Annotated in this window: 19 protein-coding genes; 8 read left to right on the top strand and 11 right to left on the bottom strand. The window is 70.1% G+C overall.

Features of this window, described 5'->3' with window-relative positions:
* Window positions 1-3: 3 nt before the first annotated feature.
* Window positions 4-813: a DUF5666 domain-containing protein gene (locus NRB56_RS32985; RefSeq protein WP_153348279.1), complete on the bottom strand. Its 810-nt coding sequence runs from the start codon at window positions 811-813 to the stop codon at window positions 4-6.
* Window positions 814-886: 73 nt separating this feature from the next.
* Window positions 887-3,454, bottom strand: a complete 2,568-nt coding sequence (clpB, locus tag NRB56_RS32980; RefSeq protein ID WP_319943884.1) for an ATP-dependent chaperone ClpB — start codon at window positions 3,452-3,454, stop codon at window positions 887-889.
* Between the two features lie 272 nt (window positions 3,455-3,726).
* Between clpB and NRB56_RS32975 the strand changes: the two genes are divergently transcribed.
* The 3 genes from NRB56_RS32975 to NRB56_RS32965 all read left to right on the top strand — a co-directional run bounded on the left by NRB56_RS32975 (window position 3,727) and on the right by NRB56_RS32965 (window position 6,771).
* Window positions 3,727-4,662: an NADP-dependent oxidoreductase gene (locus NRB56_RS32975; RefSeq protein ID WP_153348277.1), complete on the top strand. Its 936-nt coding sequence runs from the start codon at window positions 3,727-3,729 to the stop codon at window positions 4,660-4,662.
* 113 nt (window positions 4,663-4,775) lie between these two features.
* Window positions 4,776-5,936: an FAD-binding oxidoreductase gene (locus NRB56_RS32970; RefSeq protein WP_319943907.1), complete on the top strand. Its 1,161-nt coding sequence runs from the start codon at window positions 4,776-4,778 to the stop codon at window positions 5,934-5,936.
* Between the two features lie 49 nt (window positions 5,937-5,985).
* Window positions 5,986-6,771, top strand: a complete 786-nt coding sequence (locus tag NRB56_RS32965) for an FAD-binding oxidoreductase (protein WP_319943883.1) — start codon at window positions 5,986-5,988, stop codon at window positions 6,769-6,771.
* A gap of 25 nt (window positions 6,772-6,796) precedes the next feature.
* Here the strand turns inward: NRB56_RS32965 and NRB56_RS32960 are convergent, their stop codons facing one another.
* The 9 genes from NRB56_RS32960 to NRB56_RS32920 all read right to left on the bottom strand — a co-directional run bounded on the left by NRB56_RS32960 (window position 6,797) and on the right by NRB56_RS32920 (window position 17,010).
* Window positions 6,797-7,966, bottom strand: coding sequence for a globin domain-containing protein (locus NRB56_RS32960; protein ID WP_153348275.1), 1,170 nt, complete (start codon window positions 7,964-7,966; stop codon window positions 6,797-6,799).
* A gap of 456 nt (window positions 7,967-8,422) precedes the next feature.
* On the bottom strand, window positions 8,423-8,815 hold the full coding sequence (locus NRB56_RS32955; RefSeq protein ID WP_153348274.1) for a heat shock protein transcriptional repressor HspR: 393 nt from the start codon (window positions 8,813-8,815) through the stop codon (window positions 8,423-8,425).
* Window positions 8,815-9,981, bottom strand: coding sequence for a molecular chaperone DnaJ (gene dnaJ / locus NRB56_RS32950; RefSeq protein ID WP_319943882.1), 1,167 nt, complete (start codon window positions 9,979-9,981; stop codon window positions 8,815-8,817). Before dnaJ ends, NRB56_RS32955 begins: the two co-directional genes overlap by 1 nt.
* A 24-nt stretch (window positions 9,982-10,005) precedes the next feature.
* Window positions 10,006-10,767 (bottom strand): nucleotide exchange factor GrpE, encoded by a 762-nt coding sequence (grpE, locus tag NRB56_RS32945; protein WP_319943881.1) that lies wholly within the window; start codon window positions 10,765-10,767, stop codon window positions 10,006-10,008.
* Window positions 10,764-12,614, bottom strand: coding sequence for a molecular chaperone DnaK (gene dnaK, locus NRB56_RS32940; RefSeq protein ID WP_153348273.1), 1,851 nt, complete (start codon window positions 12,612-12,614; stop codon window positions 10,764-10,766). The genes grpE and dnaK overlap by 4 nt, the downstream gene beginning before the upstream one ends.
* Window positions 12,615-13,078: 464 nt before the next feature.
* Window positions 13,079-13,720 carry an HhH-GDP family DNA glycosylase gene (locus NRB56_RS32935; protein WP_319943880.1) on the bottom strand — a complete coding sequence of 214 codons (642 nt, stop codon included), beginning with the start codon at window positions 13,718-13,720 and terminating at the stop codon, window positions 13,079-13,081.
* A complete protein-coding gene (locus tag NRB56_RS32930) occupies window positions 13,717-14,703 on the bottom strand; it encodes an RNA polymerase sigma factor (RefSeq protein ID WP_153348272.1) in 987 nt (328 codons plus the stop codon). Before NRB56_RS32930 ends, NRB56_RS32935 begins: the two co-directional genes overlap by 4 nt.
* Window positions 14,704-14,876: 173 nt before the next feature.
* Window positions 14,877-15,734: a haloalkane dehalogenase gene (locus NRB56_RS32925; RefSeq protein ID WP_153348271.1), complete on the bottom strand. Its 858-nt coding sequence runs from the start codon at window positions 15,732-15,734 to the stop codon at window positions 14,877-14,879.
* Window positions 15,735-15,819: 85 nt separating this feature from the next.
* On the bottom strand, window positions 15,820-17,010 hold the full coding sequence (locus tag NRB56_RS32920; RefSeq protein WP_153348270.1) for an IniB N-terminal domain-containing protein: 1,191 nt from the start codon (window positions 17,008-17,010) through the stop codon (window positions 15,820-15,822).
* Window positions 17,011-17,195: 185 nt separating this feature from the next.
* On the opposite strand from NRB56_RS32920, the gene NRB56_RS32915 reads away from it, so the two are divergent.
* The 5 genes from NRB56_RS32915 to NRB56_RS32895 all read left to right on the top strand — a co-directional run bounded on the left by NRB56_RS32915 (window position 17,196) and on the right by NRB56_RS32895 (window position 25,460).
* Complete coding sequence (locus NRB56_RS32915) at window positions 17,196-18,599, top strand: Hsp70 family protein (protein WP_153348269.1); 1,404 nt, start codon at window positions 17,196-17,198, stop codon at window positions 18,597-18,599.
* A 7-nt stretch (window positions 18,600-18,606) separates the two neighbouring features.
* Window positions 18,607-21,216: a LuxR C-terminal-related transcriptional regulator gene (locus NRB56_RS32910; protein ID WP_319943879.1), complete on the top strand. Its 2,610-nt coding sequence runs from the start codon at window positions 18,607-18,609 to the stop codon at window positions 21,214-21,216.
* Between the two features lie 72 nt (window positions 21,217-21,288).
* Window positions 21,289-22,467: a hypothetical protein gene (locus tag NRB56_RS32905; RefSeq protein WP_153348268.1), complete on the top strand. Its 1,179-nt coding sequence runs from the start codon at window positions 21,289-21,291 to the stop codon at window positions 22,465-22,467.
* A gap of 185 nt (window positions 22,468-22,652) precedes the next feature.
* Complete coding sequence (locus NRB56_RS32900; RefSeq protein ID WP_153348267.1) at window positions 22,653-24,035, top strand: S1 family peptidase; 1,383 nt, start codon at window positions 22,653-22,655, stop codon at window positions 24,033-24,035.
* A gap of 129 nt (window positions 24,036-24,164) precedes the next feature.
* Window positions 24,165-25,460 carry a S1 family peptidase gene (locus NRB56_RS32895; RefSeq protein WP_153348266.1) on the top strand — a complete coding sequence of 432 codons (1,296 nt, stop codon included), beginning with the start codon at window positions 24,165-24,167 and terminating at the stop codon, window positions 25,458-25,460.
* Window positions 25,461-25,718: the final 258 nt, after the last annotated feature.

Here is a 25,718-nt window from a genome sequence, read left to right as displayed (position 1 = left end):
GGGCTAGCGGGCGAGGGCTGCGCCGATTATCAGCTTGGCCTGGATGGTGCCGTCGGGGGATTTGTCGCCCTGGACCACGACCATGTCGCCGGCGTGCAGGTCGGTGAGTTTGCCGCCGCCGAGGGCGATCACCTGGGTCTTGTCGTCGGTGTGCACGGTGACCATGGCGCCGCCGAGGGATTGCAGGGTGAGGGTGGCGCCGTCGTTGGTGTCGATGGTGCCCATGGTGGCGCCGAGGCTGTCCAGGTCGCCGCCGAGTCCGGGCAGCGGGGGCAGGCCGGGAATCTTTTCGCCGGGGGTGCCGGGGAGCGGTTCGGCGGTGGGGACCTGGTGGGTGGTCCCGCCGGAGGCGCTGGGGGTGGAATCGTCCCGGCCGGCCAGGAGTAGGCCCGCGGCGACGCCACCCAGGACGACCAGGAGGAACACCACCAGGCCGATGCCGAGCCAGAGGCCGGTGCGGCGCTTGCGCGGGTGGCGCGGCAGGCCGGTGGGGCCGTAGGCGTCGGGCGGATAGGGGGTGCCGGGCTGCCAGGGTTGCGCGTGGGCGTAGGGATCCTGGCCGTATTGCGGCGGAGTGGTGTATTCGGTTGTCCCCCATTGGTTGTCGTAGGGGGGCAGCTCCCGGGTCGCGTTGGGCCCGGGGGTCCGGTCGAAGTACTGATGGGGCGTTGTCGGATCCGAACCTTGGCCGTAGGCCGCCGCGAACTCCGACGTGTGCAGCTCACGCGGCCGGGACGGCTCCGGCGCCCCGACCCGTTCGGTCGGGGCGCCGGAGAGATCCGGCCGCTGCCACGGATCACGCGGACTGGTCATGCCACCCAGCGTAGGCGCACCTCGCGAGGCGCCGGCCGGTGTTCCGCGCAACCGTGGCCCGTTCGCGGCCGGATCAGGCCCGTCCGACCAGCAGACCGTCGCCGCCGGGGACGACGTCGACCTTCACCACATCGCCGTCGGTGACCTCGCCGGCCAGCAGTTCCTTGGCCAGCGAATCGCCGATCGCCTGCTGGATCAGGCGGCGCAGCGGCCGGGCACCGTAGACCGGGTCGTAGCCGCGGATCGCCAGCCAGAACCTCGCCGCATCGGTGACGTCCAGCTTCAGCCGGCGCTGGGACAGCCGCTTCTGCAACTGCGCCAGCTGGATGTCGACGATGGTCTCCAACTGCTCCTCGTTCAGCAGGTGGAACATGACCACGTCGTCGAGGCGGTTGAGGAACTCCGGCTTGAAGGCCGAGCGGACCGCGTTCATGACGTAATCCTTGTCACCACCGGCGCCCAGGTTGGACGTCAGGATGAGGATCGTGTTGCGGAAGTCGACCGTGCGGCCCTGACCGTCGGTCAACCGGCCCTCGTCGAGCACCTGCAACAGGATGTCGAACACGTCCGGGTGCGCCTTCTCGATCTCGTCGAACAGCACCACCGTGTACGGCCGCCGCCGCACCGCCTCGGTCAGCTGACCGCCCTGGTCGTAGCCGACGTATCCGGGCGGGGCGCCCACCAGGCGGGCCACCGAGTGCTTCTCGGAGTACTCGCTCATATCGATCCGGATCATCGCCCGCTCGTCGTCGAACAGGAAGTCCGCCAACGCCTTCGCGAGTTCCGTCTTACCCACGCCGGTGGGGCCGACGAACATGAACGAGCCGGTGGGCCGGTTCGGATCGGCGACGCCCGCGCGGGCCCGGCGGACGGCATCGGAGACGGCGGTGACGGCCTCGGTCTGGCCGACGACACGCTTGCCGAGCTCCTCCTCCATCCGCAGCAACTTGCGGGTCTCGCCCTCGAGCATCCGGCCGACCGGGATGCCGGTCCACGCCGACACCACCTCGGCGATGTCGTTCGGGCCGACCTCCTCCTGCAACATCACCTCGGCGTCGGCGGAGCCGCCGGCGGTACCGGCCTTCTGCTCGGCCTCGGCGAGCTGCTTCTCCAGCTGCGGGATGCGGCCGTAGCGCAGTTCGGCGGCCTTGCCCAGATCGCCGTCGCGTTCGGCGCGCTCGGATTCGCCCTTGAGCGTCTCCAGCTGTTCCTTGATGCCGCGCACCGCGTCGATGGCCTGCTTCTCGTTCTGCCAGCGGGCCATCAGCTGGTTCAGCTTCTCGCGGTCGTCGGCCAGTTCCTGGCGCAACTTCTCGAGCCGCTGTTTGGAGGCCGCGTCGGTCTCCTTCTCGAGCGCCATCTCCTCGATCTCCAGGCGCCGCACCGCGCGTTCGACCTGGTCGATCTCGACCGGGCGGGAGTCGATCTCCATGCGCAGCCGGGAGGCGGACTCGTCGACGAGGTCGATGGCCTTGTCCGGCAGGAACCGCGAGGTGATGTAGCGATCGGACAGCGTGGCCGCCGCCACCAGCGCGGAGTCGGTGATCCGGACGCCGTGGTGCACCTCGTAGCGCTCCTTGAGGCCGCGCAGGATGCCGATGGTGTCCTCCACCGACGGCTCGCCGACCAGCACCTGCTGGAACCGCCGCTCCAGCGCCGGATCCTTCTCGATGTGCTGCCGGTACTCGTCCAGCGTGGTCGCGCCGACCAGGCGTAGCTCGCCGCGGGCGAGCATCGGCTTGATCATGTTGCCCGCGTCCATCGCGGACTCGCCGGTGGCGCCGGCGCCGACGATGGTGTGCAACTCGTCGATGAAGGTGACGATCTGCCCGGCGCTGGACTTGATCTCCTCCAGCACCGCCTTGAGCCGCTCCTCAAATTCGCCGCGATACTTCGCGCCGGCGACCATCGCGCCGAGATCCAGGGAGACCAGGCGCTTACCGCGCAACGATTCCGGCACGTCGCCGGCGATGATGCGCTGGGCCAGGCCCTCCACGATGGCGGTCTTGCCGACACCGGGCTCGCCGATCAGCACCGGATTGTTCTTGGTGCGGCGGGACAGCACCTGGACCACGCGCCGGATCTCGGTGTCGCGGCCGATCACCGGATCGAGTTTGCCCTCGCGGGCGGCCTCGGTGAGGTCGGTGGAGTACTTCTCCAGCGCCTGATAGCTGCCTTCCGGATCCGGCGAGGTGACGCGGGCGTTGCCGCGCACCGTGGTGAACGCGTCGCGCAGCGCGTCGGCGGTGGCGCCGTACTTCAGCAGCAGCTGTGAGACGTCGGAATCGCCGGCGGCCAGGCCGACCATCAGATGTTCGGTGGAGACGTAGTCGTCGCCGAGTTCGGTGGCCAGCCGCTGCGCGGCCGTCACCGCGGCCAGCGATTCGCGGCCGAGCTGCGGGGCGGTGGTGGCGCCGCTGGCGCGGGGCAGCCGTTCCACGATGTCCTGGGCCTCGCGGCGCACCGTTGCCGGATCCACCGCGACGGCCTTCAACAGGGGAGCGGCGATGCCGTCGGTCTGATCCAGCAACGCCACCAGCAAGTGCGCCGGCCGGATCTCCGGATTGCCGGCCGCCGACGCGGCCTGCAATGCGGCGGTCAACGCCGCCTGGGTCTTGGTGGTGGGATTGAACGAGTCCACGGGCACCTTCCTGTGAATGATGAGGCTTCGGGTTCTGGACAGTTCAACGCGCGACTAGTTGAGTCTGTTCCGCTCAAGTTTGGTCGATTTCCGGCGCTCACCGCAAGGTTCCGGGGACCACGCTACGCGCCACGAACCGCCCCGAACGCCGCGATTGCGTAGTTGCGCGTGGTGGCGCGCCTACGATGACCCGAAACCGCTCGTGTGAACTCCCTGTGGATGTGCGTCACCCCGTTGGCCCTAGCACCGCCCGGACGAATGGAGCACGGCAGATGCGCGCGATGGTGGTACAGGAATTCGGTGGCAGCCCCGAACCCGCGGAGATGCCGGTCCCGGCGGCCGGGCCGGGCCGGATCCAGATCCACCTCGAAGCCGCCGGCGTGAACCCCTACGACCGCAAGGTCGTCGACGGCATGCTGCGCGACCGGATGCCCTTCGACTTCCCGATGATCCCGGGCACCGACGGCGCGGGCATCGTCACCGCCGTCGGCGAGGGGGTCACCGATTTCGCGGTCGGCGATCGGGTGGTGGGCAAGGCCGTCGCCGCGCCGCTGGGCCACGGCACCTTCGCGGAGTACACCGCCATCCCGGCCGACAGCACCGTCGCCAAGCTGCCGGACATCGTCGGCAGCATCCAGGCGGCCGCGCTGCCCACCGCCGGGCTCGCCGCCCAGGACCTGCTCGACGCCGCCGCTTTGGTACCCAGTCAGGTGGTGCTGATCAACGGGGCCTCCGGCGGGGTCGGCTCCTTCCTGGTCCAGCTGGCCGCTGCCGCCGAGGTGCAGGTCATCGTGACCGCGCGGCCCGACGACGCCGACCGGATGATCCGGCTCGGCGCCGACGAGGTGATCGATTACACCCGCGGCCCGGTGGCCGACCAGGTGCGCGCCGGCCATCCCGGCGGGGTCGACGTGTTGTTCGATCTGATCGCGCCGGCCGAGACCTTCGCCGAGCTGATCCCGCTGGTGCGACCGGGTGGCACGGCGTACAGCACCACCTTCGCCGCCGACGAGGCGACCCTGCACGACCACGGTCTCAAGGGCGGTAACCTCACCTCGACCGGCGCGGCGCCGGAACTACGCCGACTACTCCAGCGGGTCGCCGAAGGAGATCTGGTGGTGCCGATCGATGCGACCCGCCCCCTCACCGACGCCGCGCAGGCACTGTCCGCGACCGGTGCGCGCGGCAAGACCGTACTCGTCATCTGAGGCCCGTTCCGGGAGCGGAGGCATTCAGACACAGCTTCGGGGATACTTGACCGCGAAGGACGCCGTGACCCATGGCGGTCCCCCCGAGACAGCAGGAAAGGAAGCTCGACGTCGTGGATGCGCGTTCGGCAGCGCTGGTCCGCGCCAACTTCCGGTCGATAGTCGAGGCACCGCACGGGCCCGAGCGGTTGATCAGCGCGTTCTACGGTCACCTGTTCGCAGAGAACCCTGGTCTGCGCGATCTCTTCGCGCCGACGATGGACATGCAGGCCAAGCGGCTCACCACCGCGATCCAGTTCGTGATCGACCATCTCGAGGACTGGGACCGTGCCCAGCGATTCCTCGAGCAATTGGCGCGCGACCACCGGAAGTACGGCGTGGAAGCAGCGCACTACGATGCCGCCGGCCGCGCCATGCTGGCCGCGTTCCGCACCTACCACGGCCCGGAATACTGGCATCGCGGGCTGGAGGAGGGCTGGCGCGACGTCTGCATCCTGATCTCCGCCTCGATGGCGATCGGCGCCAACTCCGACAAGTCGCAGCCCTACTGGGAGGCGACGGTGGTCGGGCATCGGCGGGTGCTCGACGATCTGGCCATCGTGCGGTTGCAGTCCGAGACCCCGATCCCGTATCAGGCCGGGCAGTACGTGCCGGTGTCGATCCCGCAGCGGCCGAAGATGTGGCGCTACCTGTCCCCGGCGATCCCCACGAATCCCTACGGGGAGATCGAGTTCCACGTCCGGAAGGTGCGCACCGGCTGGGTGAGCCCGGCGGTCGTGAGCGAGACCGAGGTCGGCGACAAGTGGCTGATCGCGGGGCCGCTGGGTGGTCTGCACGTCGAGCGGGACTCCGGCCGGGACGTGCTGATGATCGGATCCGGCACCGGAATCGCGCCGCTGCGTGCGCAATTGATCGAGATGGGCCGGCGCGGGATGAATCCGCGGGTGCACTTCTTCATCGGCGGCCGCTACCCCTGCGATCTGTACGACGTGGAGAACATGTGGCAGCTGTCGCTGAGCAATCCGTGGCTGACCGTGATCCCGGTGTGCGAGAACGAATCCAACCCGTGGTGGCATCCCTATCCACCGGTCGACCCGCCGTTCGGGATGCACCGCCGGCTGATCGGTAATCTGGGTGCGGTGGTGGCCAGCTTCGGGGCCTGGGCGGATCGGCAGATCCAGATCTCCGGTTCCGCCCGCATGATCGCCGATACCCGGCGGGCCCTGATGGCGGTCGGCACTCCGGACTGGGCGATCAGCGCCGACCCGGTGTGAATTCGTGGGGTTTCAGAGGATTGCGATTTCCGAGAATGAGGACACAGCAGTGACGATCGGCCCCGACCAGACCGGCGAGTTCCCGGTCCACGCCGCCTCCGAGTGGACGGCGACGGTGGTCGGGCACCATCGGGTGCGGCACGATCTGGCGGTGATCCGGCTCATCGGCGAGTACGTGCCGTTCACCGCCGGGCAGTCCGTCGAGGTCATCGTGCCGCAGCATCCCGGGCTGCGGCGCCGGTTGTCGCCGGCGCTGCCGCCCTCGCTGGACGGCAAACTGGAATTCCATGTGCGGACGGTGCCGGGCGGCTGGTGCAGCGGGACCATGGTCGCCGACACCCGGCCGGGTGACCAGTGGCGGATCGCGGCGCCGGACGGCTGGCTGTCGGTCGAGCCGGAGGCCACCGATGTGGTGATGATCGCCGGCGGCACCGGGCTGGCGCCGCTGCGCTCGCTGCTGCTGGACCTGTCGCGACGGCCGCAGCCGCCGCGCACGCACCTGTTCGTCGGTGGCCGGTCGCCGCGCGACCTGTACGCCTCGGACATGTTGTATCTGCTCGCCGGGGAACTGCCCTGGCTGACGGTGATACCGGTGGTGGAGAGCGCCTACGACCCGGCGTGGGTCGACGAATGGTACGAGAGTTGCCGCGTCGACATCGGATTCGACGTGAACGAGATGCTGGAGGGGACGCTCGCCGACGTGGTCGGCGATATGGGCCCGCTGCTGCACCACCGGGTACTGGTGTGCGGATCGCGCGCGATGGTCCAGGCGACCGTCGAAAGCCTGGTCGCGGGAGGCACCCCGCCGGGAGCCATTCGGTACGAGGGCGCTTGACCGGTGGACCCGCGTACAGCTCGGCTCAGAAGAGTGGGTCGTGCCGGATGTTGCGCGTCGGGACACCCGCGGCCATCAGGCGGAATTTGGTGGTCTGCACCATCGGCGGGGCGCCCACGATCTGGACGTCGTGGTCCGACCAATCGCCCGCGGCGGCCACCACTTTGCCGATCTGCCCGACCTGTCTTCGCTGTAATGCGGGCAGTTCCGGTGCCGGATCGCCGGAATCGGCGTACCACCACGGGTTTTCGATGCTCTCGACGACCGGCGTGACGGTCAGCCACTTGTGTGCGACGGAGAGCGCGCTCAGTGTCGCCAGATCGTAGAGATCGCACGGGTGCTGCCCGCCGACGAACAAATGCACCCGCGGATTGGATCGGCGCTGGGTCATCGCCAGCAACTGCGCGCGCAGCGGGGCGATGCCGGTGCCGCATCCGACCATGAGCATCTTGCGGCGGGTGTTGCGCAGTACGCCGAGCCCGCCCAGCGGTGACCCCAGCAGCCAGCGGTCGCCGACCACGGTATGCCCGACGACAGCGGGGCCGACCCAGCCGCCGGTGATGCTCCGGATGTGGAATTCGATCTCCCCCTGAGGATTCGGGGGTACCGCGGCGGAGAGATAACGCCACATCCGCGGCCGGGACGGGATCTGCACGCTCATGTACTGACCGGCCGCGTAGGTCATCGGCTGATCCAGCCGCAGCCGCACGATCGACAGATTGCGGAGTACCGCACGGTGCTCGACGACGGTGCCGGTCCACACCGGCGGGGCGGTCTCCTGCTCGGCGGCGGTCGTCATGGTGCTCGCGATCAGGTCCAGGCCTTCCTCCCAGGCCCGCTCCACCTCGTCGGTCCACAGTTCGGTGCCGGCGTAGCCGCCGAGCGCGAGCCGCAGTGATCTGCTCACTGCCGCATAGTGTTCCGCGGTCACGCCGTATTTGCGATGATCGCGGCCCAGCTGCGCCAGGAAGGGCAGCAGCCGGTCGGGCTCCTCCAACCGCTCCACGGTGTAGCCGATGGCCTTGATCAGCCGATCGCGCTGCGCCCCGAGGGCGGCGGGGAACAGGTCCCGGATGTGCGGGTATTCGGTGAAGAGGATGGCGTAGAACGACCGGGCGAGTTTGTCCGGTCCCCCCTCCTCCGCAGCAACCGCCTTGAATGTCGTTCTGATCAATGCGACGGTCCGCGAATCCATAAGTCTCACAACCCCATTTCGCACTCGAACACTGACCGCACCCGGAGTGGAATGCCGTGAGCCACTCGTCAGCAGCCGATGTTCTGCGAGTCTAGGTGAGGTTTGCCGGCAACGGAATGGCCTTCCCGAACAACAGGCGTGAAATTCCGACGGATCAGGGCGCGAGCGTGCCAAGCCCCCTGGAAACATACCGAAAGCCCAGCAAATTCGGATCATTTCGATCGCCGATAGGAACAAAGTGGGGAACTTGCCGTGCACGACTCATATTTGCCGGAACGGTGCTGATCAATCCAGCGAGCGCGAAAACCGGTGTCGCACGGCATTCGAGGCGATTACGGCAACGATCCGGCCACCGCCGCTGTGGAATACCGCCGCACCCGCCGCGGAGGTGCTGGGGCACAACGAAAAACAGCGCCTCCGACATCGAAGGCGCTGTCACACGGACATTTCCGGGTACTACCGGCGCTTGTTGCGGGGCTGCCAGACCACCAGCGCGGTGCTGCGCGGGGGCGGGGTGAGGTCGGGGCGGTAGGCCGCGCGCATCCGCTCCACCTCGGCGGCCAGCTCGCCGAGCCGCTGCTGCAGCTCCTCGACCTGGTTGGTGAGTTCGATGATCCGCTTGATGCCGGCCAGGTTGACGCCCTCGTCCTGGGACAGCCGCTGCACCTCGCGCAGCAGCTCCACGTCCCGGCTCGAATAACGCCGTCCCCCACCGGAGGTGCGTTGCGGGGTCACCAGACCCAGCCGGTCGTAGGTGCGCAGGGTCTGCGCATGCATACCGGCCAGCTGGGCGGCCACCGAGATCATGAAGTACTCGGTGGACGCGCTCATCTTCTTCGGATCATCCATCACGCACCTGCCCATCCGGCACGCGGGTCGAACCCACCCGCCTTCTCCGCGTCCGCGTAGTTCCGCAATGCCTCGGTGGCATCGTCGTCCAGCTTCTGCGGTACCGCGACCTTCACCGTGACGAGCAGGTCGCCCGAGGTGCCGTCGCGCTTGGGCACGCCGCGGCCGCGCACGCGCAGGGTGCGGCCGTCGGCGGTGCCCGCGGGCACCTTGACGCCGACCCGGCCGTCCAGCGTCGGCACCGACACCGTGGTGCCCAGTACCAGTTCGCTGTAGCTGACCGGCAGTACCAGGGTCAGGTCGTCGCCGGTGCGGCCGAAGACCTTGTCGTTGCTGACGTGCACGGTGACGAACAGATCGCCCGCCGGGGCGCCGCGTAGGCCCGCCTCGCCCTGTCCGGCCAGCCGGATCCGCTGTCCGTCGCGCACCCCCGGTGGCACCCGCACGGTGATCGTGCGGGTCCGGTTCTGGATGCCGGTGCCGTGGCAGTCGACACACGGGTCGTCGATGATCGACCCGGTGCCGCGGCAGTCCTCGCACGGCTCGCTGAATCCGAACGCACCCTGGTTACGGCTGATCACGCCGGTTCCGTTGCAGTGCGGGCAGACCCGCGGGCTCGTGCCGGGCTTGGCACCGCTGCCGTGGCAGGTGGTACACGGCGACGGACTGGTCATCCGCAGCGGCACGGTGACGCCCTGCGCCGCCTCGCGGAAGCCGAGGGTCGTCTCGGTCTCCACGTCGCTGCCGCGCCGCGGCCGGGTGGAAGCCCGGCCGCCGCCGCGGTTGAACAGACCGCCGAGCAGATCGCCCAGGCCACCGTCCCCGCCGCCCGCGGCGCCCCCGAAGATGTCGCCGAGGTTGAACTCGCCGTTGAAGCCGCCGGGCGCGTAACCACCGCCCGGCGCGAACCCGCCACGACCGAAGGCGCCGCTGGCGAACAGCCGCCGCGCCTCGTCGTACTCCTTGCGCTTCTCCGTATCCGACAGCACGGCATGTGCCTCGCTGACGGCCTTGAATCGCTCCTCGGCCTTGGCATCACCCGGATTCTTGTCCGGATGCAGATCACGGGCCAGTTTGCGGTAGGCCTTCTTGATGTCATCCGCGGTGGCGCTGGAGGAGACACCCAGCTCCTTGTAGAAGTCCTTCTCGAGCCACTCCCGATTCACCGAGCATCTCCTCCTTTCACACTGTTACTCGTCGGCACTGCCGTCGCCGGCATTCGTCGTCTCCGGAGTCTCCGGATCCGCCGCACTGCCGTCCTCCGGCCCGGTGCCCGTGACGCGGCTCGCGGTGGTGCCCACGACGCGGCTCGCCGCGGTGTCGTCGGCCAGGGCGGCGTCGGTGACGCCGACCAGCGCGTGCCGCAGCACGCGATCGCCGAAGCGGTAACCCTTGCGCATCACGACGCCGATCACCGGGTCGTGTCCGTCACCCTCGTGCTGCACGGCCTCGTGCAGGGTCGGATCGAAAGGCTCGCCCTCCGTACCGAACTCGTCGAGGCCCTGCTTGCGCAGCGCGTCGGCCAGCTTGTCCGCCACCGACTTCAGCGGCCCGGACTCCAGATCACCATGGGCGCGAGCCCGATCGAGATCGTCGAGCACCCCGAGCAGCTCCGTGACCACCGAGGCCTTCGCCGCGTCGACGGCGGCCTTGCGGTCGCGGTCGACCCGCCGCCGGTAGTTGGCGTACTCCGCGGTCAGCCGCTGCAGGTCGGCGGTGCGCTCGGCCAGCTCGGCGCCGGCCGAGCCGGTGCTCACCGAGGCCGCGGCCTCGCCGTTTCCCGCCTCACCGTTGCCGGTCGCCGCGGCGGTTGCCGCCGCGGCGTCGGGCCCGGCTTCCGGAGTGGGCGCCGCAGTGGCGTCGGCCGCGGGCTCTCGGACCTCACCGGTCTCGGGATCGACCTTGCGGTTGTCGACGATGGTGACCGGCTCCTGTTCCGGATTCTGGCTCACTTCTTCTCCGGTTCTTCCACGACCTCGGCGTCGACGACGGTGTCATCCGCGGCGGGCCCGGCGCCGTTGGCCGAGCTCGCACCCGCACCCGCGTCGGCGGTGGCGGACGCCTCGTAGATGGCCTGGCCCAGCGCCTGCGACTCGGTCGCCAGCTTCTCCACCGCCGTCTTGATGACGGAGATGTCGTCGCCCTTCAGCGCCTCGTTCGCCTCGGCGATCGCGGCCTCGACCTTCGTCTTGATCTCCGCGGGGACCTTGTCCGTGTTCTCGTCGATGAACTTCTGGGTCTGGTGCACCAGCGACTCGGCCTGGTTGCGGGTCTCCGCCTCCTCGCGCCGCTGCTTGTCCTCGGCGGCATGCGCCTCGGCGTCGCGCACCATCCGGTCGATCTCCTCCTTGGACAGGCCGGAGCCGTCCTGGATCTTGATCGTGTTCTCCTTGCCGGTGCCCTTGTCCTTCGCGGTCACATGCACGATGCCGTTGGCGTCGATGTCGAAGGTGACCTCGATCTGCGGCACGCCACGCGGGGCCGGCGGGATGCCGGTCAGCTCGAAGGAGCCGAGCAGCTTGTTGTGCGAGGCGATCTCGCGCTCACCCTGGTAGACCTGGATCTGCACGGACGGCTGGTTGTCGTCGGCCGTGGTGAAGGTCTCCGACCGCTTGGTCGGGATGGTGGTGTTGCGCTCGATCAGCTTGGTCATCACGCCGCCCTTGGTCTCGATGCCCAGCGACAGCGGGGTGACATCGAGCAGCAGGACGTCCTTGACCTCACCCTTGAGCACGCCGGCCTGCAGGGCGGCGCCGACGGCGACGACCTCGTCCGGGTTCACGCCCTTGTTGGGCTCCTTGCCGCCGGTCAGCTCGCGTACCAGGTCGGTGACGGCGGGCATCCGGGTGGAACCGCCGACCAGCACGACATGGTCGATGTCCTTGACCGAGATGCCGGCGTCCTTGATGACCTGCTGGAACGGCTGACGGGTGCGATCCAGCAGATCCGAGGTGATCTTCTGGAACTCGGCGCGGGTCAACTGCTCGTCCAGGAACAGCGGGTTCTTGTCCGCGTCCACGGTGATGTAGGGCAGGTTGATCGAGGTGCCCTGCGAGGAGCTCAGCTCGATCTTGGCCTTCTCGGCGGCCTCACGCAGCCGCTGCATGGCCATCTTGTCCTTGGTCAGGTCGATGCCCGACGAGCCCTTGAACTTGTCGACCAGCCAGCTCACGACGCGGTTGTCCCAGTCGTCGCCACCGAGGTGATTGTCGCCGGCGGTCGCGCGGACCTCCACGACGCCCTCGCCGATCTCCAGCAGCGAGACGTCGAAGGTGCCGCCGCCGAGGTCGAAGACCAGAATGGTCTGTTCCTTCTCGCCCTTGTCCAGGCCGTAGGCCAGGGCCGCGGCGGTGGGCTCGTTGACGATGCGGAGCACGTTCAGGCCCGCGATCTGCCCGGCCTCCTTGGTGGCCTGCCGCTGCGCGTCCTCGAAGTACGCGGGCACCGTGATGACGGCGTCGGTGATCTCCTCACCGAGGTACTCCTCCGCGTCCCGCTTCAGCTTCATCAGCACGCGCGCGCTGATCTCCTGCGGGGTGTACTTCTTCCCGTCGATGTCCACACTCCACGCGGAGTCGCCCATATGGCGCTTCACCGAGCGGATGGTGCGGTCGACGTTGGTCACGGCCTGGTTCTTCGCCGGCTGACCGACCAGCACCTCGCCGTTCTTGGCGAACGCGACGATCGAGGGCGTCGTACGGGCGCCCTCCGAATTGGCGATGACCTTCGGCTCGCCGCCTTCGAGCACAGCGATGACCGAGTTGGTGGTCCCGAGGTCGATACCGACCGCACGAGCCATTGTGGTTCCTCCTAAGTGACGTACCTGTGTGTCGTACAGGGCAAGGTGCCTGTCGCGGCCCCGGCGGTGCGCTCGTGACGCATCCGGCCGGGCCGCGGGACCTCACCCCGAACACCGCGTGGAGCACGGTCCCAGCAACGCTGAGCGTGGTCGGCTCAATACTGCCCCCGGGCGCTACCCGAGTCAACTACATTCTTGAGCCGACTGCACTCAACGTTGTCGAAGTGCTCAACGAGCGGCATGCCGGGTTGATTCCCGACCCGCAGAATTTTTTCGAACGCTCCGGACATACCCACGAGCACCCGACCGGGTGCCGGATGATGCGGTGGCGAGCGTCACCACGAGTCATGTCCCCAAGCCAGGACCGGAACAGTCGGATTCCGCAACCGGTCACCCGGCGATCGGGAGGGCAAGCCCCGCCCAGTATCGCCGAACGGCCGGTCGCGGATGGGTGCGCGCCGCGATCAGCCGGTGCCCAGCACGGCGGGCGCCAGGTCCCGGTCGATGGTCACCCGGACCAGGGCCGCGGCCAGCTCCGCGTCGTGACCGGCATGGCCGAGACCGTCGAGGGCCGCCGGGTCGGTCGGCAGATGCAATCGTCGCGCGCCGCGCCGGGCCCGCTCGTCGAAACGCGGGCGCACCCAGGTCCAGGTGTCCTGAACCTCGCGCAGGAAGATGTCCGCCGCGACCGGACCCAGGCCCTCGAACTGCTGCAACAACTCCGCGCACCGGTTCGGATCGTGATCGGCCTCGGCCGCCAGACGGCGCAGGTCGCCGTGGTAGCGGTCGAGCAGCAGAGCGGCATTCTCGCGTAGCCGGGTGGCCGTCGACTCGTCGTAGCGCACGTAGTGGCCGCGGCCGAGCGCGTCCACCAGGTCCTGCCAGTCGGCGCCCGCGACCCGCTGCGGGGTCCGGTAACCGGAGTGGATCAGCTCGCGGACGGCACCGACCGCGATCTGCGCGGAGATCCTGGCGCTCATCAACTGGGCGAGCACGAGCAGCTGGAACAGCGGCGCCGGCCGGTCGGCCAGCGTGATCCCGGCCTCGTCGGCATAGGTGCGGCCGGCCTGCTCGAGCAGTGCGTTCACGGTCTGTCGATCGTTCACAAGACACCTGCCTCCCGCTCGGTACCCCCGTTTTCCAGGACACTCCCGGCCCGGCCGGGCGTCAAGTCGCCGCCGTCGAGCAGTGGGAAACGGCCCGAGCGGATCAGTCCGGCGATGGCGGCCGTCCGGGCCTGTGGTGCGGCATAGTCGGGATGCGAGCGCAGTACGGCCGCGGCATCGTGCAACCGGACCATCTGCTGTTCGGCGGCGACGACCGTGCGACCGCCCGGAGTGACCGGATGGGTCGCGAGCACCGGACGAGCCGGGTCCAGGCGCCCCACCGCGACGGCTTTGTCGATGCGCCGCGCACATCGGCAGAACGCCGCCGGGTTCGCCAGTCCGCAGGTGGCGTGGAGGAAGTCGCCGAGGCGCCGCTTCGCCCGCTCCAGCCGCTTGCGATACGCGGCCGGGGTGCTGCCGACGATCCACGCGGCCTCCGCCGAGCCGAGTTCGAACACCTCGCTCAGCACGAACGCGACGCGCTCGTCGCGGACCAGGCACTGCAACATGGCCTGACTGCAGGACAACCGCATCTCGCGGACGAGCAGTTCGGCTTCCGGGCCGCGATAGTCGGCATCGGCCAGCCCGTCTCGCAGCCCCTCGCCGAACGCGTCCAGGGACAGGTGCGAGCGCTCCAGCGGAGTACGTCGCGCCTGGTTGAGGAGATAGTTGACGCCGATGCGATAGGCCCACGTGAGCAGCCTGGCCTCACCACGCCAGGTACCAAGGTTGCCGACCACCCGCAGCAGGATCTCCTGCGTCGCGTCCTCGGCGTCCGCCGGCCGCGCGAGCATTCGCAGCGCCAGCCGATACAGCGGATCCTGCAGCAGCCGGACGACTTCCGTGACGGCCGCGCGGTCGCCGTCGGCCGCCCGCCGGACGAGCGCCGCCTCGGCATCCACCGTGTCGGCGGCCCGGCGCCCCTCGCCGTCCGCGCTTTTCCGGCCCGATCCGGAGCCGGTCACCTGGCGATGGGTCGACATCGGTTGCCCCCCAGCATCTTCCGCGCCACCGCCGGTCGCCGTGTTTCCCGCTGCTGCCGTCATCACTCCATCGTTCGCCGACCACGAACGACCCGCAAGGGTCCTCGGCCTGTCGCACCCGATTCCGGCTCCCGCACCGGCTACAAGGGGTGCGGGAACCGGTGACGGGCGTCTCAGCCGAGCAGATTGTGCTTGTCGACCCACTCCGCGATCGCCGTGCCGATGGCATCGGGCTGATCCTCGGGGGCGTGATGCCCGGCCGGGCCGATGCCGACGGCCTCGGCGGCGGCGAACGTCGACACGGCCCATTCGACCGCTTCCGCGGAGCCGAGCCCGACGCCGTTCTCCACAGCCATCACCAGCTTGGGGACGTCGGGCGACGCGGCCATCCAGCGGCCGTAGTCCGCCACGATCGCCACGACGTCCGCGGGCTCACCGTCCAGCGGGAACTCGCGCGGCCAGACCAGCATCGGGCGCCGGGATTCCGGCGTCGGATACGGCGCCCGGTATACGTCGAGGTCGGCGGGGGTGAGGGATTTCGCGCCGAACGGCAGGTTGTATTCGATGAACATGTTCTCGACCAGGATCGCCTGCTCACCCTCCGGTGACCGGAACCGGCGGAACAGTTCGGCACCGCGCGGCGGCATCTCGCTCCAGCGCAGCGGGCGCAGGAAGGTCTCCAGGACGGCTATTCCCCGAACCCGTTCGGAATGCTGTGCCGCCCAATTCATTCCGAGCGCCCCACCCCAGTCGTGGCCGACCAGGACCACCCGGTCGAGTTCCAGCGCGTCGAACCAGGCGGCGAGGTAGCGGGCGTGATCGGTGAAGCGGTAACCGATCTCCGGCTTACCGGATTCACCCATGCCGATCAGGTCCGGCGCCAGTACCCGGGTCCGGTCGCCGACGTGCGGAATCACGTTGCGCCACAGATACGACGAGGTCGGGTTGCCGTGCAGGAACACGATCGGCACCGGGCCGGCGCCGACCTCGGTGTAGTTGAGATACGAATCGAGAACGTCGATGACGGGCATCGCCGGTGTCCTTCCGTCGAGGTGCTGACATCCGGTTGGACACATCCCCCCGATGCCCTGTGACCGCCGGTGTGGGTGACCTGCCTCACACCGGGCCGAGGCGGTCGCCGCCGACGCCGGAACCGAAGGCGTGCGCTACGTCCACACTCGACCAGGTGCCCGCCACGGCCGCACGGGAAACGGTGAGCGATCCGGCGGCCCGAGTTGCACTCCCGCCATGCAACCCGGCACCGCCGGAACCACTCGCGGCGGCGGCACCGATCGACGCATTCGCCGACGCACCAGCGAATTTCGGAGCGCCGCCGCCGAGCCCGCCCTCATCCGACAGGCTCAGCACTTCCGCGGAACCCCAACCGGCACCGATCCGCGCCACCGCCGCCGTCCCGTCGGCATCGCCGCCGAGCCCTCCCTCATCCGAAAGGCTCGGCGCACCTGCGACATCGGGCCCGGCGAGCCGATCGCCGGACCGGCCGGTACCGCTGTCGGTCGTGCGCCCGCCCGGATGCGCCGGCTTCGCGTGTCCGGGCGGGCACGATAGGTCCGCGGACGGCTCGAATCCGCCCGGATCGCTGGGGAAAACGCCTGGCAATTGCCCGCTGCCGTTACCATCGAGAACGTCGGTGTGTGCACCGGTGGAAGCGGAACCATCGGTGGACCAACCGAATCCACTCGATTCCGAACCGTTCGGCGCGGAGCGATTTCCGCGGCCGATTCCCGCACTGCCGTCCTCCGCGCGAACACCGAGATCCGTGATGACCTCCACACCGAAGATGCTCTCCGGCCCACCGGTTGCGGCGAAAGTGCCGACCGCCCGGCCGGTTCCGGCGAACCCGGCTCCACCACTGTCGCGCGCGGTGCCCGCACCGACGCGACCGATGAGGGAATCCCGCAGGCTCGCGGTCAATTCCGAGTCCAGTACGGCGAAACCACCGGTGGGCATACCGTGCCGAGTACCCGCCGGCACCGCCACGGCGTCCACGGCCACGATCGTCGTGAGCCTGAAACCATCGGTGATCAACGCGGATTCCGCCACCATCGGCGCGACGGCGGCGATGTCCTCCGGCGTAACCGCCGCCAGCCCGGCGGCGCACAGCGCCGCGGCCGGATCCGCGCAGTACCCGGCGGCGGCCTCGTGATCGCGCAGCAGCCCGAGGATGAACTCGAGGATCGTGTTGGGCCTCATCGAACTCCTCCTCCGGCTCGGCGGATCGAGCGGTCCGCGGTGAATTGCTTTCACGTTAGAAACGTGCCGGGGGATACCGAATCGGGGCCGCACCCCCCGAAATCCGGACCGTTCGGCTTGGGGGCGAACCGCGGGTTGGGGGAATATCCCCGGATTTTCCGGAACTCGGTAACGCAACCCGCTCAGCAACCGACAGGCGGGTAGGTCGCAGTGACCGTACGACTGGTCCACCGGCACGTGAGGCACACGCACGCGTTTCGAACGACAGGGGTTCTCGAATGACTCAGGGCCTGGCGCTCGGCATCACCGTCGGGGCGGCCAACACCGTCGCGGTGACGACCTCCGGAGCGCACCGGGGCGCCACGCAGGTTCGAACCGGCGCGCCGGCTCCGGCGCCCGAATTGTCGCAAAATCTATTGTCCCGGGTCGGTGATTCCACCGACATCCTCAGCGAGAACGGGGTGTCGGTGCGCGCCGCCGACCTGGTGGCGGCGCTGATCGGCCGGGTGATCGACGACTACGCGCCGGCCACCACGGTGGTGGGCTGCCCCGCGTGGTGGTCGCGGCAGACCATGGCGTCGCAGCGGACCGCGCTGGACTGGGCGGGCCGCCGCGACGTCGCGCTGGTACCGGAGCCGACCGCGGCCCTGCGCTGGCTGGAGCACGAATACGGCGTGGGCACCGATGTCGTCGTGGTGTACGACCTCGGCGCATCCGGGGTCACGGTCTCGGCGGTGCGCGGCGGGCCGCGCGGCGGGCTGCTCGGGGTGCCGATGCGCGGCACCGACGTGGGTGGCGCCGAATTCGACCTGCTGATCATGCGTTACGTCCTGGCAAACGTGCTACGCGACGTCGAACTGGACCCACTGGATCCCGATGTCGAAAGGGAATTGGCGGTTCTGCGCCGGCGCTGTCAAATTGCGAAAGAAGACCTTTCCGGAAATACCGCGACGATCGTCCCGGTACGACTGCCCGGAGTGATGCGAGATATCCGATTGGTCCGGGACGAGGTGGAGGATCTGTACCGCGAGTCGCTGCTCGACACGCTGGGTCTGGTCCGGACGACGCTGCGTCGCGCCGAGGTCGCGCCGAAAGGTCTGGGCGGCTTTCTGCTGACCGGGGGCTGCTCCTCGATTCCCTTGGTGGCCGAACTGCTTTCGACCGAATTCGGCCTGCCGGTGATGTCCGCGAGCGATCCCGCCCGGACCGCGGCCCGCGGCGCCGCGCTGCTGGCGGTCGATCTGCTGGCGACGTCCACGGAATCCGTTGCCAACATGGTGGTTTCGGCCGCGATCACCGAACCGATCCCGGCCGCGCCGACCGTCACCGTGACACCGCCGGCGCCCGTTCCCCCCGCGCCCGTCGTGCCGGTGGCCGCGACCCCCGCGTCCGAACCGGATTCGCGGCCCGAACCCGAAACCCCGGACCTACCGCCGCCCGCGCCTCGCAGACCGGCCCGCCGGCGGCTCGCGATGTTCGGCGCCGCGCTGATCGTGGTCGCGATGCTGGCTACCGGCACCGTGGCGCTGGGCACGTCCCGGCAGTCCGCCGATCCGGTGGACGGTCCCGTCACCGCGACGCAGCCGACGGCCGCGCCGGCCCCGCCCACCGCGGAGGCGGCCGATCCGACCGCCAACGTGCCGCCGGCCACCGCGCCGGCCCTGTCCCGCGTGGGTGGATGAGGTGCCCGTGTCCACGACCATCGCGTTCGCCTCGCTGCCGGGTGCACGAGAAGTTCTGCGGGAGTTCGACACCGCGACCTCACGCCCGCTCATCCATCTGATCCGCGGCCGCTGCGGCACCGGCAAATCCACCCTGCTGGCGGCGATCCGGGACCGGTTGCACGCCCGCGGAATCGCGTCGCGCGCCGATGTGCCGCTGCACGACGGACCGGACATCGGCCGCGACGCGGCACCGGCCGCGTTGATCATCGACGATGCCCACACGCTGGAACCGGCTGCGCTGGAACGACTTCGCGCCGTCGTCGAGTCCGGCAACCGGACGATCGTCGTGGCCGCCCGGCCCCGTCCGCACGACCCCGCGCTGCGCGCGCTCGCCGAGGCCGTGGCGCGCCGCGGCCGGGTGCTCGAGGTGCGGGCGCTCGGCAGCGCCGACATCGCGCCGTTCGCCCGCGAATTGGGGATGACCGTGCCGCGCTCGGTGACCCAGCACATCCATCGCCAGACCGGCGGCATCCACGGCGGTGTGGTGACCGCCCTCACCGCCGCGTGCGCCGCCCGCCTGGACGCCGGGATCGCCGCCGTCGACGCGGCGGTGACGAATTGGGCTCGGGCACTGCTGGATCGGACGGAACCCGATCTGCTCGAGGTGCTGGTCGTCGCCGCCACCGGCGCGGGGCTGGATCCCGGCGAGCTGACCGAGGTCCTCGGCGTGGACCACGCCACCGCCTGGGATCTCATCGATCGGGCCCGGGCCGGCGCACTGGTGACCGACGCCGATCTGCTGCCCGCCCCGGCGGTCGCGCCGCTGCGCACGCTGGTCGGCGACCGCCGGTTCCTGGCCGTGCAACGGCGCTTGCTGGAGGCCCGGCTCGACGCCGGCCTGCTCCGCGACCACACCGCCCTGCTGCTCGCGGAATCCGGTGTCCGGGAACCGCGCCTGGCCGAATTCCTCTGCGCGGCAGCCGAGAAGACCGACGACGCCGTGCGCTACTACACCGCGGCGGTGGCGGCCGGCGCCGACCCGCGGGCCGTCGCGGTGCGCTGGGCCGAGGCCGCCGCGCGGGCCGGCGACGGCGACACCGCGCTGCGGCTGGCCGAGCCGGTGCTGGCCCGCACCGATGTTCCCGACGCGGATCTGGCTGCGGCCGTGCGCATCTGCGCGGGCGTGTGGACCCGCCGCGGGCTGGTGCAACGCGCCGCCCAGTTGTACTCGTGGCTCGGAGCGCAGCGCGTGGGCGCGGACTGGGCCGCCGGCGCGGCGGTGCAGTATCTGGCGGGCGAGGTGGAGGCCGCGACCGTGTTGTCCGCCACCGCGGACCGCTGGCCGCCGACCGCCGCGACCGCCCGTGCCGCCCTGATGGTCTCGGCGCTGGGCCGTTCCGTCGGTGCCGCGGAACCCGCCGCCGACCCGGAATCGGATGCCGCACCGGCGTTCTTGGCGGCCGGCGAGCCGGCGGCGGACCCGGCGGCGGGTGAATCCCGCTCGGCGGCCGCGCTCGCCGCGGCGGAGCTGATCCAGGCCGCCCGCGCCGAGATCGGGCCGGGCGGCGCCACGGGCCACTTCCTGCCCTGTACCGCGGCCTCGATCGCGACCCTGCTGTGCCTCAGCATGGGCGAGCCGCGCCGCGCCGCCGACGCGCTGCGCGGCGGATCGGAACAGGATCCGCACCTGCTGGTGCTGGCCGCCTGGACGGCGATGCTCGGCGGCGACGAACAGGGGGCCGGCGAGATCGTCACCGCTCTGGATCTCGCCACTCTGCAGGCCCGCGACCGGCTGCTCGCCCACGGGGTGACGGTGGGCCTGGCCCGCCGCGGCGGCGACCACGCCGCGCTGACCCGGGCCTGGGAGGCCGCCCGTCCGCTGTTCGACGACGTGACGGCGGATCTGCTGGCGCTGTTGCCGATCGGTGAGCTGTGGCTCGCGGCGATCCGGCTGCGGGACGAGGCCAGGGTGGCGACGCTGGTGGACGCGGCCGCGGATCTGCTGCAGCGCCTCGGATATCCCCCGGCCTGGGCGAATGCCTTCCACTGGTACGCCATCCAGGCCGCGATCGCCCGGGAACGTCCCGACGAACTACTGCCGCCTGCGCACCGCCTCAAGGCCGCCGCGCAGGCCGGCGACACCCATGCCGCGATCCTGGCCGACGCCGGCCGCACCTGGGTGCTGGCACTGCGGGGTGAGGTCGATCACGACACGGTGGCCGCCGCGGTCCGGCGGCTGGCCGGGATCGGGATGATCTGGGACGCCGGCCGGCTGGCCTCCGAGGCCGCCCTCGCGGCGGCGGAGCCCGCGATGGCCACGGCGCTGCTCAAGCTGGCCCGTACGGTTCGCGCCGAGGCCAGGCCGCAACCGCGCCCGATGCGCTCCGATGCCGCGATGCCGCCGGCCCCGGCGCCGGCGCCCGCCCCCGGCACGATTCTCAGCGAGCGGGAGCGCGAGGTCGCGGAGTTGGTGCTGCTCGGCCTGACCTATCGGGAAATCGGCGCTCGGCTGTACATCTCGGCGAAGACGGTGGAGCATCATGTCGCACGGATCCGACGTCGCATCGGAGCCGGTTCCAGGTCGGAGTTATTGTCTATGCTCCGCGCCATGGGACACGGCTCGCTGCTGGTGTGACACCACGCCCGGTGTGATACCGCGGACGGTCGTGCACGATGGCGCACCGTACATCGAAGCGAGGTAAGGGAGATGGCGACAGGGGTCGGCCTGCGGATCGCCGAGGACGTGAGCGTCGCCGCGATCGTCACCAGCGTCGGCAGTCCGGGCGCCGGTACGCCCGAACCCCATTACGTCCTCCGCGAGTCGGTGCTGCACATGGCCGACGACGGCGACACCGAACTGGGCGGCCAGCCGCTGCCCGGGCACAGCCATTCGATCCGGAACTTCGTGTCCGCGATCGGCGATCCGGCGGGTGTCTCGGTCGATTCCGGTCCCGCGTACCGGCCGGAGGATCTGCTCGCCACCGCGCTGTTCTGCCTGATCAACCTCGCCGCGGAACATCTGGTCGGCCCCGCCGAGTTCTACGCCGCCTATCCCCCGAACTGGCCGGAGGAGGACGTGCAATCGGTCCGGGACGCGCTGGACTATCTCGGCCTGCGGGCGGTGGTGCTGGTCAGCGAGGGCGATCTGGTGGTGGTACCCGGGGCCTCCGGATACGCCGTCGCCCAGGCGGCCGCGCAGGCGGCGCTGTCGGCGGTGCTGTCCACCCCGGCGGGCACCACGCCACCCGATCCGACCCACAGCGAGACCTCGCTGCAGGTCACCGACGTGCTGCCGGCGCTGGACGAGCCGCGGGTGGCCCAGGCCTATTCGGCCGCGATGCCGCTCGCCGAACCGATCGGCCCGGACGATGCCACCGTCGCCGCCGAGAACGTGTCACCCCCGGCGGGCCCGGCCACCACCGCCACCCGGGTGCCGCGGCGGCCCCGCCGGATCGCGATGCTGGTCGCGGCGGCCGCCTTCCTGGGCCTGTTGCTCGGCGCCGTCGTGGTGGGCGTGGCGTGGCGGGCGAACATCTCCCCCTCGGCCGGGAACGCGCGGACCGCACCCACGCCGACCACGGTCGCCGCCCCTCCCGCCCCCGCACCCACGACGACCGAATCCGGCCCGACCAGTGTGGAACCGGCCGACACCCAGGAGACGCCGGAGACCACCGAGGCCACCCCGGAACCGACCACCGCCGACACTCCGCCACCACCCACCACGACACCCACCCCGACCTCGCCGCCGCGCTCCACCACCCGCACCCCGCGCGGTTCCACCACCCGCACCCCGACCCGCCCGTATCCCTACCCCTACCCGTACGGTGATCCCTACGGGCCGTCGCCGGACATTCCCCGGCTGCCCACACTCCAGATACCTCAGTAATCGAGACCCCGGTCCGATCGTTCACAGCGAAACCTTCGCCGAAGTGCCCTAGAGTGGGGCGCTGACCGATCCTCACCGAAAACCTACCGGCCGATCGGTCTCGTGCGGACGAGGGTTGTTGCCGCGCAACGGCTTACAACCCGCAGAACGACCTGGTCAACCCAGGTGCCTGACGAAGGGACTTCATGCGCAAGTTGGCGGCGCGGCGCGCCACGGTCAGAGCAGTCACCACCGCGATTGCCTCGACCGTACTTCTCGGTCCCGTATTCGTCTCCGGTGCCGCGCAGGCGGATCCGGCCCCCGCATCCCCTGCGGCCCCCGCTGCCGACGCGCCGGCCGATCAATTGCCGGCGGAACTGATCCAAGCGGTCGGCCGCGATCTGAAGATGACCGCGGCGGAATACCTCGATCGCGCTTCTCGCGCACAGCAGTTGCGCGACTACGCCCGCGAGTTCCGGTCCGAGCGTCCCGACGAATTCGCCGGTGCCTGGCTGAATCCCGACGGTAAGCCGGTCATGGCGGTCACCTCGCTCGACGCCGCCCGGATCGCCGCCTCCGACGGATATCAGACCCGGCTGGCCCCGATCTCCGCGGACAATCTGGAGGGGTCGCTGGATCAGCTGACCTCCTGGATCGGCGGGTTGCCGCGGGAGATCTCCGCCGGGATCAACTCGGTCGCCATCGACTTCCTCAACAGCCAGATCGTGCTGCAGGTCGCCAACACCCCGGCCGGTCACCTGTTGAACCTGCCGACGCTGATCGCCAACGTGAAGGTGGTGCTGTCGCCGAACAGCGGTGGCCCGATCGAGCACAAGCCGATGGCGGGCGACACCTACATCAGCACCAAGACCTCGCTCGACGATCCGTCGCTGACGAGCGTGGACGTCTGCTCCTTCGGCTTCAACGCCGTCGACGGGGCCGGCAACGCGCTGAACATCAGTGCGGGACACTGCGATCCGAATCTCGGCAGCGGCGACCAGGCGGCCGGCGTGTACGTGCCGAACGTCCGGGATCTGAAGTCGAGTGTCCAGGTCGGTAACTTCGTGCAGGCCAAGCTGGGCGGGCGCACCGGCCTCGACTACTCGGTGATCCAGCTGAACGACCGGGCCGTCCGGGCCGGTATGGATCAGCCGCGGATGCGCGGCGCCAACGGCACCACGCTCACCATCACGGGCACCGCCGATCCGGTGGTCGGCGCGCCGATCTGCAAGTCCGGCCAATCGTCCACGTTCACTTGCGGTTTCGTGGTGGCGGATCGGGTCGAGACCGAGCTGTACACGACAGAGGGCGACACCAAGACCGTCCGCGGCTTCGCCAGCTCCGCCTGCACCCTGGGCGGCGATTCCGGCGGCGCGATCGTGTCCGGCACGATGGCGCTGGGAATCACCAGTGGTTCCAATGCCGCCGACGCACCGAACTGCCGTGAGGCGAATATCGATCTCGCCCAATACGGCGGCACCGCCTCGCTGGGTATCCCGATTCGGGCGATTCTGGACGACATCGACGCGAATTCCGGTGGCGGTGTCGGTTCGGGTATCAGCGTGCGGACCGGCCCGAACCTGGGGTGAATTCGGAGCAAATCCCGAGAACCCACCGCACGATAAGTAGGCATTACCGTCTCGACCCCATATAGTCGGCACATGCTCCTGCCACGCATCCGTCTCTCGTCCGTTACCGGGCGAAACACGCACCCACACTTGCGCAAAGCAGCCGTCGCCGCGTCCGCCGCGGCCCTGGTCCTCGGCCCGCTCGCGGTCACCGCGGCCGCCGATCCGGCCCCCGCGCCGAGCCCGGCACCGGCGGCCCCGGCCCTCCCGGCCGATCTGGCCGCGGCGGTGCAGCGGGACCTGAAGCTGTCCGCCGACGAATACCTGCGCCGGGCCGGCGTGGCCCAGCAGGTGGCGGCCTTCTCGACCAACGCGCAGAAGCAGTATCCGGACGTATTCGCCGGTGCGTGGCTGGACAACGCCGGTAAGGCGGTCGTGGCGCTGGTACCCGGACCGGGGCAGGACGAGGTCCGGAAGTCCGCGCAGGCCGTCGGTTTCGAGGTCAAGGACGTCGCGAAGACCCAGACCGCGCTGCGCGACGAGAAGAACGCCTTCCAGCAGTGGCTGACCGGTCAGCCGCAGGAGGTGGCCAAGTCGGTGCGGGGCGCGGTCATCGACGTGGTCAACAACACCGTCGCGGTCCGCGTCGACCAGGCCGGGCTGCCGATGCCCGGCTTCGTCGACCCGGCCCGGGTGATCGTGATGGCCGCCCCGCCGCAGGGCCCGGAGCCGTTGCAGGCCACCGCGGTCGCGGGTGAGGGCGGCGGCCCGGCCGCGGCGGGCGACGCGTACGCCTCGCAGGCCGGGCACACCTCGCTGCGCTGCTCGCTGGGCTTCAACGGCACCGACGGCGCGGGCAACGTCGTGAACATCACCGCGGGCCACTGCGATCCGAACATCCCGGCCGCCGGCACCGGCGACGCCCCCGGCGTGTTCGACCTGCTGCCGGGCGATCACCTGGGAGCACAGGTCGGTTCGTTCGCGAAGTCGGTGCTGGGCGCGCAGGACTACTCCATCGTGGCCATCAACGACGCGAACCAGGGCCGGTTCAGCAACAACCTCGTCCGGGTGCCGGGCCAGGGCCCGATCCCGGTCACCGGCGTGGCGACCCCGGTCGTCGGCGCCCCGGTCTGCAAGTCCGGCGCCCGCACCGGCTTCAGCTGCGGCGTCATCAACGCGGTCGATCAGACCGTCGAGGTCGGCGATCACGATCTGCAGCAGAGCTTCTCGGCCAATATCTGCGCGCTGCCCGGCGACAGTGGCGGCCCGGTGGTGAGTGGCACCCTGGCGCTGGGTATCTCCAGCGCGTCCACGGTGGCCGACTTCCCGGTCTGCGAGATCCCGGAACTGCTCGGCGTCCTGACCGGCAACGGGCCTCAGCTGTTCGTCCAGCCGGTCGATCTGGTACTGGCCGACAACCCGGGCCTGGCGGTCCGCACCAACTGAGAGATATTCGGACACAAGCGCAAAAGGGCCGGTGGCGAAATCACGCCACCGGCCCTTTTGGCAACTTCAGGGCAATTGGGGGAATTTCGTGCGCCACAAACGGTCGCGAGCGCGCCGAACGGTGAATTCCGGGCTGCGGTCCGGGATCCGGTGCCGCGCCATCGGATAATGTCCCACGGCCGAAGCGGAAGCACGGACCACCGAACTCGGGTGCGGCCGCCGGATTCGCCACGCGCCGAGCGAGGTTCGCCCGGAACG

The sequence above is a fragment of the Nocardia aurantia genome (assembly GCF_009604425.1).
GTDB classification, from domain to species: Bacteria; Actinomycetota; Actinomycetes; order Mycobacteriales; family Mycobacteriaceae; genus Nocardia; species Nocardia aurantia.
The sequence above is the reverse complement of the archived record's forward strand: the minus strand, read 5'-3'. Positions and strand labels throughout refer to the sequence as shown.

Coding starts and splice junctions, on each gene's coding strand:
- NRB56_RS32900 (WP_153348267.1), top strand. CDS start 22,653: ATGCGCAAGTTGGCGGCGCGGCGCGCCACGGTCAGAGCAGTCACCACC.
- NRB56_RS32960 (WP_153348275.1), bottom strand. CDS start 7,966: ATGGATTCGCGGACCGTCGCATTGATCAGAACGACATTCAAGGCGGTT.
- NRB56_RS32985 (WP_153348279.1), bottom strand. CDS start 813: ATGACCAGTCCGCGTGATCCGTGGCAGCGGCCGGATCTCTCCGGCGCC.
- dnaK (WP_153348273.1), bottom strand. CDS start 12,614: ATGGCTCGTGCGGTCGGTATCGACCTCGGGACCACCAACTCGGTCATC.
- NRB56_RS32975 (WP_153348277.1), top strand. CDS start 3,727: ATGCGCGCGATGGTGGTACAGGAATTCGGTGGCAGCCCCGAACCCGCG.
- NRB56_RS32930 (WP_153348272.1), bottom strand. CDS start 14,703: ATGTCGACCCATCGCCAGGTGACCGGCTCCGGATCGGGCCGGAAAAGC.
- NRB56_RS32915 (WP_153348269.1), top strand. CDS start 17,196: ATGACTCAGGGCCTGGCGCTCGGCATCACCGTCGGGGCGGCCAACACC.
- NRB56_RS32925 (WP_153348271.1), bottom strand. CDS start 15,734: ATGCCCGTCATCGACGTTCTCGATTCGTATCTCAACTACACCGAGGTC.
- NRB56_RS32955 (WP_153348274.1), bottom strand. CDS start 8,815: ATGGATGATCCGAAGAAGATGAGCGCGTCCACCGAGTACTTCATGATC.
- NRB56_RS32905 (WP_153348268.1), top strand. CDS start 21,289: ATGGCGACAGGGGTCGGCCTGCGGATCGCCGAGGACGTGAGCGTCGCC.